The following is an 8235-nucleotide window of genomic DNA, read 5'->3' as shown; positions in this document are numbered from 1 at the left end:
CTACTTAACATAATGATAATAATAATTGACCTAAAGTTGCCCCTAATACTGGGGTAGGCACGGGGGCGCTACTTAACATAATGATAATAATAATTGACCTAAAGTTGCCCCTAATACTGGGGTAGGCACGGGGGCGCTACTTAACATAATGATAATAATAATTGACCTAAAGTTGCCCCTAATACTGGGGTAGGCACGGGGGCGCTACCCCTACTCAAAATACTTAGTTTTTAAACTAACATAAGTATTACATAGCCTAAGAATATCAGCCGATAAAGTTTCTTAACAAAAGCGATCGCTACTAGTTATAATTTTCTGTAAGTTGAAAAAAACATTAAGATTAGCGTAAAAATTACATTAAAATAAAGATTACGCTTCTATTAAACTGACTAGCTAAATACCCAAATTAGGAGGAATATATATGGCTCTCGTACCAATGCGGTTGCTTTTGGATCACGCTGCTGAACACGGTTACGGTATCCCCGCTTTTAACGTCAACAACTTAGAGCAGATTCAAGCAATCATGAAAGCGGCGGTGGAAACAGATAGCCCCGTAATCTTACAAGCTTCTCGCGGCGCTCGTAACTATGCCGGGGAAAACTTCCTCCGTCACCTGATTTTGGCTGCGGTAGAAACCTATCCTGAGATTCCCATTGTCATGCACCAAGATCATGGTAATGCTCCTTCTACCTGCTATTCAGCTATCAAGAACAACTTCACTAGCGTCATGATGGATGGTTCTTTGGAAGCTGACGCTAAAACCCCTGCCAGCTTTGAATATAACGTTAGAGTTACCAGCGAAGTTGTTAACGTTGCTCACTCTTTGGGTGTCAGTGTTGAGGGTGAATTAGGCTGTTTGGGTTCTTTAGAAACTGGTGCTGGTGAAGCTGAAGATGGTCACGGTTTTGAAGGTACACTAGACCATTCTCAACTATTAACTGACCCTGATGAGGCTGTTGACTTCGTAGAAGCAACTCAAGTTGATGCTTTAGCTGTGGCTATCGGTACAAGTCATGGTGCTTACAAGTTTACTCGTAAGCCTACAGGTGAAATTTTGGCTATTAGCCGCATTGAAGAAATTCACCGCCGTTTACCTAACACCCATTTGGTAATGCACGGTTCTTCTTCTGTACCTGAAGATTTATTGGCGCTCATTAACCAATATGGTGGTGCTATTCCTGAAACCTACGGTGTACCAGTAGAAGAAATCCAAAAAGGTATTAAGAGTGGTGTACGTAAGGTAAATATTGACACCGATAACCGTTTGGCTATTACTGCGGCTGTGCGTGAAGCTTTGGCTTCTAATCCCAAGGAATTTGATCCTCGTCACTTCCTCAAGCCTTCTATTAAATATATGCAAAAGGTTTGTGCTGACCGTTATCAACAGTTTGGTACTGCTGGTAACGCAAGCAAGATTAAGCAAGTTTCTTTAGAAGATTATGCTGCTAAGTATGCTAAAGGCGAATTGGTCATGAGAGCGGCTGCTAAAGTTTAATCTTTTTCAGCAATAAATTAGGACATAGCAGTGCTATGTCCCTACAAGAATAAACCAGGTGACGCTAAAGTTTCCTGGTTTTATTAATTAATGTGATAGACTTAGGTAATAGCAGTAAATAAGGCTATTTGTATGACTACCAATTTACAATCTACATCCTTGAGTAGTTATCTTTATAATCAGGATTATTGTTTATGGCTAGAAACGACAGCTAAGTTATTGCGTAATCATCAATTAGATCACGTTGATTTTGAGCATTTGATTGAAGAAATAGAGGACATGGGGAAAGAGAAAAGACGTGAACTTAAAAACCGACTCATAGTTTTACTCATGCTCTTACTCAAGTACCAATATCAATCTGAAAAACGTTCTTCTAGTTGGGTAAGTACAATTTGGGAACAGTTTTATCAAATTGAATCTTTATTGGAGGATAGTCCTAGTCTCAAACCTTATTATTTAGAACTATTTTCTGATTGTTATTTAAAAGCTGTTCGCGCTGCTAGTACGGAAACTAAATTATCTATTCAGATGTTTCCTGTTGACTCTCCTTTTCTGCCTTTAGATGTCATTAATGCTGATTTTATAATCACGCTGCTTAGTCAAGAGGAAATTTAATTTTTATTTTTCGTTCAATTAGTCTAAATTGTCGTGAGCTAAACCCAAATTTAGTTTATGTTCATTGTGTATTTTCATATATCTTCTATAATATTTGTATCAAGTCCAATCACTTGCAGCCTCATTAATTATTTGTTCCATTTCTTCCAAAGTTGTAGGTTTAATGCCTTTTCTGTGCAAAATTCCAGATAATTTTTGAATAGGTATATTGAGAGGAATAAGTTTAACTATGCCATTTTCATCAATGACAAAATCAATTTTACTTCCTGTATCTAAATTTAGATAATCCCTAATTTATTTAGGTATAGTTACTTGCCCTTTTGTAGTAATTGTTGCGTTAGTCATTACTACTTTAACTCCTTACTTGAGAATATACTCAAAAAGGTTAAAAATTTAACTTTTTCCAAAAAACTTAATCATTCTAAAGCAATATACCTAATCAGGCTATTGGGGAAAAAAGGCCAAAAAATAGGGGGAAGTTGAACTTTCCCCCTGGTTATTGTTGTGATGATCATTTGGCTTGTGATTTTCTTTGAGTTTCTGTCTGAGCATTTGTCTTTGTTTTTTCAGTTGGCGTTTTCTCGCAGAACCACCTCGACCTTTATCGTTTCTGCCTTCTCGACGTGGGGATTCCCAGCGTTTTAGTCGCATAGTTTTTGTTGGTAAAGTTTCACGATGTGGTTCTAGAGTAACATAGTTTTTACTCGGTGGCTACTTTATTTTGCCGTAGGGAGAAAATATTTAACTTTGCTGAATATGACTATGTAACATGACTAAGGTTTCTGCTAATTGACTCAAGCGATTTTCTAGGTCTTGTTTGCGTCCTAAGAGTTGTCGTAATCTTTGGTGACGAGCGATCGCTATACTAACACTAGGAACTTGTTCAACTGGACAGGGACGAGACCATACTTGACCGGCTGTATCTACTCCACATAGTCGGTAGTCAGCATGTAGCGGTTTATGAGATCCTTTTTCACCATTAGCACAGATTTCTTCGACATAGTTCATGAGACGCTCTACTTCTGCATGGCGTAATGTCGCTGTTCCAACTGTTTCTATTTCTTGGACATTAGATTCCAACCAACCATTAATAATTGGTCCTTCCAAGTAAATATCCTGAATCTGCTGTATTATTTTTTGTAGTTCTAGTTGCCAATCAGCTACTTTATCTTGAATCTCTTGGAGCATATTCATCGCTAGTGCTGGGTTAGCACCGTGACGATGATTGCTGAAGGATGGAGTTTTAAATTTCGGGAGAGTTGGCGTTTTTTCTCCATTGTCTTGGGCTGGAAAGGCTGAGACGGAATTATGGTGAGGAAATAAATTTGCCTCTGGAGTTTCATGAATAACTGGATCTGCTTCTAAGTTACTATTATGGGTTGTATTTTGGGAATTTTCTGGAGATTCCTGGGGACGGATACTAATCCGAAAGGAAAAGGAACGTTTGCTTTCCTCACCTGGTTCTGTGGTGACATCATCATTGCGAGTTTTCAAATCATGTAGCGTGGCCTCTATCCGTTTTAACCCTGGTTTCATAACAATATCCTAAAATTTATGGTCTTTAGTAAGAAAGAATTCAGGAGTACAGAAGGGTGGTGATTTTGGGGATACTTGATTTAACTCGTGTATTCTTCCTGATGAAACATTATATGATCAAATGATGCGGAAAATAATTTTGGTGACAGGTGCAGCCCGCTCTGGTAAAAGTGAATGGGCGGAAGATTTGGCGATGAATTCGGAAAAAAAGGTTGTCTACATTGCCACAGCTACACAAAATCCTGATGATCTAGAATGGCTTGAACGCATTCAAAAACATCAACAACGCCGTCCTCAAGATTGGATAACTCTTGCTGTTCCTGTGGAACTAACTGCTGCTTTGGCTCAATCTCAGGCGCATACTTGCCTGTTGGTGGATTCTTTAGGAACTTGGGTGGCTAATTTTCTCGAAGAAGAGGATTTAGTTTGGGAAAATACTGTGCGGGAGTTTCTGGCAATTCTGCCATTAGTGAGGGCTGATGTCATATTTGTGGGGGAAGAAACAGGTTGGGGTGTAGTTCCAGCTTATCCTTTGGGACGCAAATTCCGCGATCGCCTGGGCGCTTTAGTGAGACAATTAGGGACAATATGTGAACCGGTTTATTTGGTAACGGGTGGTCATGCCTTGAATCTGAGTTTATTAGGTGTACCATTACCAGCAACTAAATAGGGGTAAAGGGACTGGGGAAAGATATTTGCAACTGACAACTGACAACTGACGCTAGAATAGGTCTTAAAGTGAAAATTCATTAATTCTAAATGTTTACCATTGACTTAAGCATCAGAAATACTGCTTTCCCCATATCAGTACAACGTAAGTCTACTGAAGATGCCGAGGCTGTTTACCAGCTAATTTTGGCGGCAATGCGTGCTGGAAATCCTGATATTGTGGAACTCAAGTGCGAAGGCAAAACAGAGAAAAAAATTGCTGTCCGTGCTAGTGAAATTTCGGGAGTTCAGATTATTCAAAAAGATAGTGCGTCTACTAGCAGTGGTAAACCACCGGGCTTTGCTGCTTTTACTGCTGAATAACACAAGGTATAAACATGACAGCAGTAGGCATTGAAGTTAATAATTTAAACTTCTTTTGGCCTAATGGGGAGCAAGTGATTAGATCTTGCTCTCTTCAAGTACCTAAAGGTGAGTTTTGGATGCTTCTGGGGACAAATGGCAGTGGTAAATCTACGCTTCTGAGATTAATAGCGGGTTTATTAGCTCCTCAATCTGGAGAGGTGACTATTTCACCTGCTGTTGGTTTTGTGTTCCAAAATCCTGATCATCAATTGGTAATGCCAACGGTTGGTGCTGATGTGGCTTTTGGATTGGTGGCGGAAAAGTTACAACCGGCGATGGTGAAGGCTAGGGTTGAGGAGGCTTTGGGGGCGGTAAATTTATTGTCTCTACAGCGACGACCTATTTACGCGCTTTCTGGTGGACAAAAACAACGGGTGGCTATTGCTGGAGCGATCGCTCGTCATTGTGATGTTTTATTATTAGATGAACCTACTGCTTTACTAGATCCAGATAGTCAACTCGATTTAGTGGCTAGTGTCCGTAATCTCGTTAAGAGTCGTGGCATTACGGCATTATGGGTAACTCATCGCTTAGAAGAGTTAAATTACTGTGATGGTGCTTTTTTATTGGAAAAGGGTTGTTTAGTTGATTCCGGTGAAGCGGAACGTCTCAAACAGCGATTAATTCAAGTACATCAATAGGCAGGAGTTCGGAGTTCGGAGGCAGGAGTTCGGAGGCAGGAGGAAGAAGAAATAAGTTTCTTACCTGTCACCTGTCACCTGTCACCTGTTCCCTGTTCCCTCTCTCAACAAGTGAATTTAATTTTGTCCGGCTATTTAATTAGGGTCTGGTTAATAACCCTAGAGCTGAGATATATCAAGAGTTTGAAGGTAAAAAAGGTGAAACAAGTGCAAGGAATAAGCGTTGAAACTACCAAAACCCTATCACTTGACCAAATTCAAGACTATTTTGATCTTCTTCTAATTCTTCCTCCTGACTCCTGACTCCTGACTCCTAGCCCTAACCAAAAGACTTTTTCAGCAACCCCTAATTAATTATGAATGAAGCTTTATTTAGTGTTGAAAATCTCCGTGTAGCTTATCCTCAACGTGATGAAGAGGTGGAAAGCTGGGCGGTTGATGATGTATCTTTTATTATTCAATCTGGGGAAAAAATGGGATTGGTGGGAGAGTCTGGTTGTGGAAAATCCACCATTGGACGGGCAATTATGCGTTTATTGCCTAATTCTAGTCGCACGGAAGGATTAGTAAAATTTCAGGGACAATCTGTATTAGATTTGACACCATTGCAAATGCAAAAGTTTCGTGGTGAAGCGGTAGCTTTGATTTTTCAAGATCCCATGACCCGCCTTGACCCATTGATGACAATTGGCAATCATTGTATTGAGACTTTACAAGCTCATACACCGGAGTTATCCAAACAGCAAGCGAAAGAAAAGGCTTTAGCGACTTTGGAAAAGGTGAAAATTCCTGCTAGTCGTTGGAGTCAATATCCTCATGAGTTTAGTGGGGGAATGCGTCAACGGGTAGCTATTGCTTTGGCTTTGTTGTTGAGTCCTAAGTTAATTGTGGCGGATGAACCAACGACAAGTTTAGATGTGACTGTTTCTGCTCAAATTCTCCAAGAACTAACGCGATTGTGTGGGGAAGAAAACATGGGATTATTATTGATTTCCCATGATTTAGCAATGGTGGGGGAATATTGCGATCGCATTGGAGTTATGTATCAAGGTAAAATGGTGGAAATGGGGAAAACGGAAACTGTATTTGCAAATCCCCAACATGAATATACTCAATCTTTATTAAAAGCAGCTTTACATATTCAAGCAGTTGACGAAGAGGGAACAAAGAATGGAGAACAGAGAACAGAAAAAGCAAATCCCATTTTAAAAATTACAGAACTTAAACAGCATTACACCATAGAACCGAATTTTATTGAACGGATATTTAAAGGAGAAGGACAAACCATTAAAGCCGTAGATGGCATTAATTTAGAATTGTATGCTGGGGAAATTTTAGGCTTAGTCGGAGAATCTGGTTGTGGAAAAAGTACACTTTCGAGAACCATCTTACAATTGATTAGTCCCACATCGGGAAAAGTCGAATTTTTAGGACAGGAATTAACCAGTTTGTCCCGTCAAGAAATCCGTTCTTCCCGTAGACAAATCCAAATGATCTTTCAAGATCCTCATGCTTGTTTAAATCCAGCCATGACGGTAGGACAAAGTATAGCAGATCCTTTATTAATTCACAATTTAGCTAATTCTGAAAAAGCGAAAGAACAGGTTTTATGGATGTTGGAAAAAGTGGGATTAACCCCAGCAGAATTATATTATCACCGTTATCCCGCCGATTTGTCTGGGGGACAACAACAACGGGTAGCCATAGCCAGAGCTTTAATTACTCGTCCCAAACTGATAATATGTGATGAACCAGTGAGTATGTTAGATGCCAGCGTGCAAACACAAGTTCTTGATTTGATGTTACAACTCAAAGCAGAATTTGATTTAACCTATTTGTTTATTACCCATGATTTGTGGTTAGCAAGATTTTTGTGCGATCGCATCGCCGTCATGAATGGTGGTAAAATAGTAGAATTAGGACAGACTAAACAAATCTTTGCCCACCCCCAACATCCCTACACCCAAACCCTTCTCGCTGCTGCACCTCTCCTCGCAAAAGCATGACAGTAGGGGCGGGGTTTCCCCGCCCTTTCAGGGGTTTCAAAGTCAAGAGAAATAATAAAATTACCAATTACCCATTACCAAACTAATTAATGTCTAAAAATCCGCCTCCCAATTCTTATCAAAGGAATACTTATTCCTCAGACAAATGGCAAGAGAGACTTGCACAAATAGCATATCGCTTTAATCGTCAATATCAAAATCAGAAATTTGAAGTTCCAGACGAAGTTCAAGAAATGCCAATATATAAAGAATGGAAAAATGGTAGATTAAGTGAAAGAATAGTTTCACCATTTTGGGAAATTGCTCAACCTCAAAAAAACGAACATTGTTTAGATATTGGTTGCGGTGTCAGCTTTTTAATCTATCCTTGGAGAGATTGGCAAGCATTCTTTTATGGACAAGAAATTAGTAATATCGCAAGAGATGGTCTTAACTCTCGCGGTTCACAGTTAAATTCAAAATTATTCAAAGGTGTGAAATTAGGACCATCCCACCATTTAAATTATCCTGAAAATCAATTTGATTTAATAATTGCCACAGGCTTTAGTTGTTATTTTCCCCTAGAATATTGGCAAGCCGTTTTAGTCGAAGTCAAACGAGTATTAAAACCAGGGGGAAATTTTGTATTTGATATTCTTAATTCCGAACAGCCTTTAGCGGAAGATTGGGCTGTACTAGAAACTTATTTGGGTGCAGAGGTGTTTCTCGAAACTGTTACAGAATGGGAAAAAACCATTAAAGCTGGGGGTGCTAAAATAGTCAAAAGACAATTAGGAGAATTATTCGAGTTGTACAAAGTCCGGTTTTAAAAAATTATCGAATAAATGGCCTCTTAACGCTGTATTATTTGGAAAGATTTTATCAAGAA

General features: G+C 39.3%; 10 protein-coding genes. 7 read left to right on the top strand and 3 right to left on the bottom strand.

The genetic code is table 11. The features are described from left to right. The first annotated feature begins 421 nt into the window (after positions 1 to 421). Positions 422 to 1495, top strand: a complete 1074-nt coding sequence (gene fba, locus CA730_RS03005; protein WP_096663806.1) for a class II fructose-bisphosphate aldolase — start codon at positions 422 to 424, stop codon at positions 1493 to 1495. 132 nt (positions 1496 to 1627) lie between these two features. After that, positions 1628 to 2110, top strand: coding sequence for a DUF29 domain-containing protein (locus CA730_RS03000; protein ID WP_096663801.1), 483 nt, complete (start codon positions 1628 to 1630; stop codon positions 2108 to 2110). Between the two features lie 99 nt (positions 2111 to 2209). Here CA730_RS03000 and CA730_RS25385 read toward each other — a convergent pair whose 3' ends face one another. From CA730_RS25385 to CA730_RS02985, 3 genes are all read right to left on the bottom strand, one after another. Next, positions 2210 to 2404: an AbrB family transcriptional regulator gene (locus tag CA730_RS25385; RefSeq protein ID WP_231940109.1), complete on the bottom strand. Its 195-nt coding sequence runs from the start codon at positions 2402 to 2404 to the stop codon at positions 2210 to 2212. 150 nt (positions 2405 to 2554) lie between these two features. Further along, on the bottom strand, positions 2555 to 2761 hold the full coding sequence (locus CA730_RS02990) for a hypothetical protein (protein ID WP_096663798.1): 207 nt from the start codon (positions 2759 to 2761) through the stop codon (positions 2555 to 2557). Positions 2762 to 2851: 90 nt separating this feature from the next. After that, positions 2852 to 3646, bottom strand: coding sequence for a hypothetical protein (locus CA730_RS02985; protein WP_096663795.1), 795 nt, complete (start codon positions 3644 to 3646; stop codon positions 2852 to 2854). Between the two features lie 124 nt (positions 3647 to 3770). Here CA730_RS02985 and cobU point away from each other — a divergent pair, with 124 nt between their 5' ends. From cobU to CA730_RS02960, 5 genes are all read left to right on the top strand, one after another. Beyond that, positions 3771 to 4316, top strand: a complete 546-nt coding sequence (gene cobU, locus CA730_RS02980; RefSeq protein ID WP_096671241.1) for a bifunctional adenosylcobinamide kinase/adenosylcobinamide-phosphate guanylyltransferase — start codon at positions 3771 to 3773, stop codon at positions 4314 to 4316. Between the two features lie 89 nt (positions 4317 to 4405). Then, entirely contained in the window at positions 4406 to 4678 is a 273-nt protein-coding gene (locus CA730_RS02975) for a hypothetical protein (RefSeq protein WP_096663792.1), read from the top strand. A 14-nt stretch (positions 4679 to 4692) separates the two neighbouring features. Then, positions 4693 to 5361 (top strand): ABC transporter ATP-binding protein, encoded by a 669-nt coding sequence (locus CA730_RS02970; RefSeq protein ID WP_096663789.1) that lies wholly within the window; start codon positions 4693 to 4695, stop codon positions 5359 to 5361. 356 nt (positions 5362 to 5717) lie between these two features. After that, entirely contained in the window at positions 5718 to 7367 is a 1650-nt protein-coding gene (locus CA730_RS02965) for a dipeptide ABC transporter ATP-binding protein (protein ID WP_096663786.1), read from the top strand. Between the two features lie 89 nt (positions 7368 to 7456). Further along, the gene (locus CA730_RS02960; protein WP_096663783.1) at positions 7457 to 8176 is read left to right on the top strand and encodes a class I SAM-dependent methyltransferase; all 720 of its coding nucleotides are present in this window, start codon (positions 7457 to 7459) and stop codon (positions 8174 to 8176) included. Positions 8177 to 8235: the final 59 nt, after the last annotated feature.

The organism is Dolichospermum compactum NIES-806 (assembly GCF_002368115.1).
GTDB classification, from domain to species: domain Bacteria; phylum Cyanobacteriota; class Cyanobacteriia; order Cyanobacteriales; family Nostocaceae; genus Dolichospermum; species Dolichospermum compactum.
This window is presented reverse-complemented; position numbering and strand designations above follow the sequence as displayed.

Excerpts from the sequence above, each read along its gene's own strand:
- fba (WP_096663806.1), top strand. The coding sequence starts at position 422 with ATGGCTCTCGTACCAATGCGGTTGCTTTTGGATCACGCTGCTGAACAC.
- CA730_RS03000 (WP_096663801.1), top strand. The coding sequence starts at position 1,628 with ATGACTACCAATTTACAATCTACATCCTTGAGTAGTTATCTTTATAAT.
- CA730_RS02990 (WP_096663798.1), bottom strand. The coding sequence starts at position 2,761 with ATGCGACTAAAACGCTGGGAATCCCCACGTCGAGAAGGCAGAAACGAT.
- CA730_RS02985 (WP_096663795.1), bottom strand. The coding sequence starts at position 3,646 with ATGAAACCAGGGTTAAAACGGATAGAGGCCACGCTACATGATTTGAAA.
- cobU (WP_096671241.1), top strand. The coding sequence starts at position 3,771 with ATGCGGAAAATAATTTTGGTGACAGGTGCAGCCCGCTCTGGTAAAAGT.
- CA730_RS02975 (WP_096663792.1), top strand. The coding sequence starts at position 4,406 with ATGTTTACCATTGACTTAAGCATCAGAAATACTGCTTTCCCCATATCA.
- CA730_RS02970 (WP_096663789.1), top strand. The coding sequence starts at position 4,693 with ATGACAGCAGTAGGCATTGAAGTTAATAATTTAAACTTCTTTTGGCCT.
- CA730_RS02965 (WP_096663786.1), top strand. The coding sequence starts at position 5,718 with ATGAATGAAGCTTTATTTAGTGTTGAAAATCTCCGTGTAGCTTATCCT.
- CA730_RS02960 (WP_096663783.1), top strand. The coding sequence starts at position 7,457 with ATGTCTAAAAATCCGCCTCCCAATTCTTATCAAAGGAATACTTATTCC.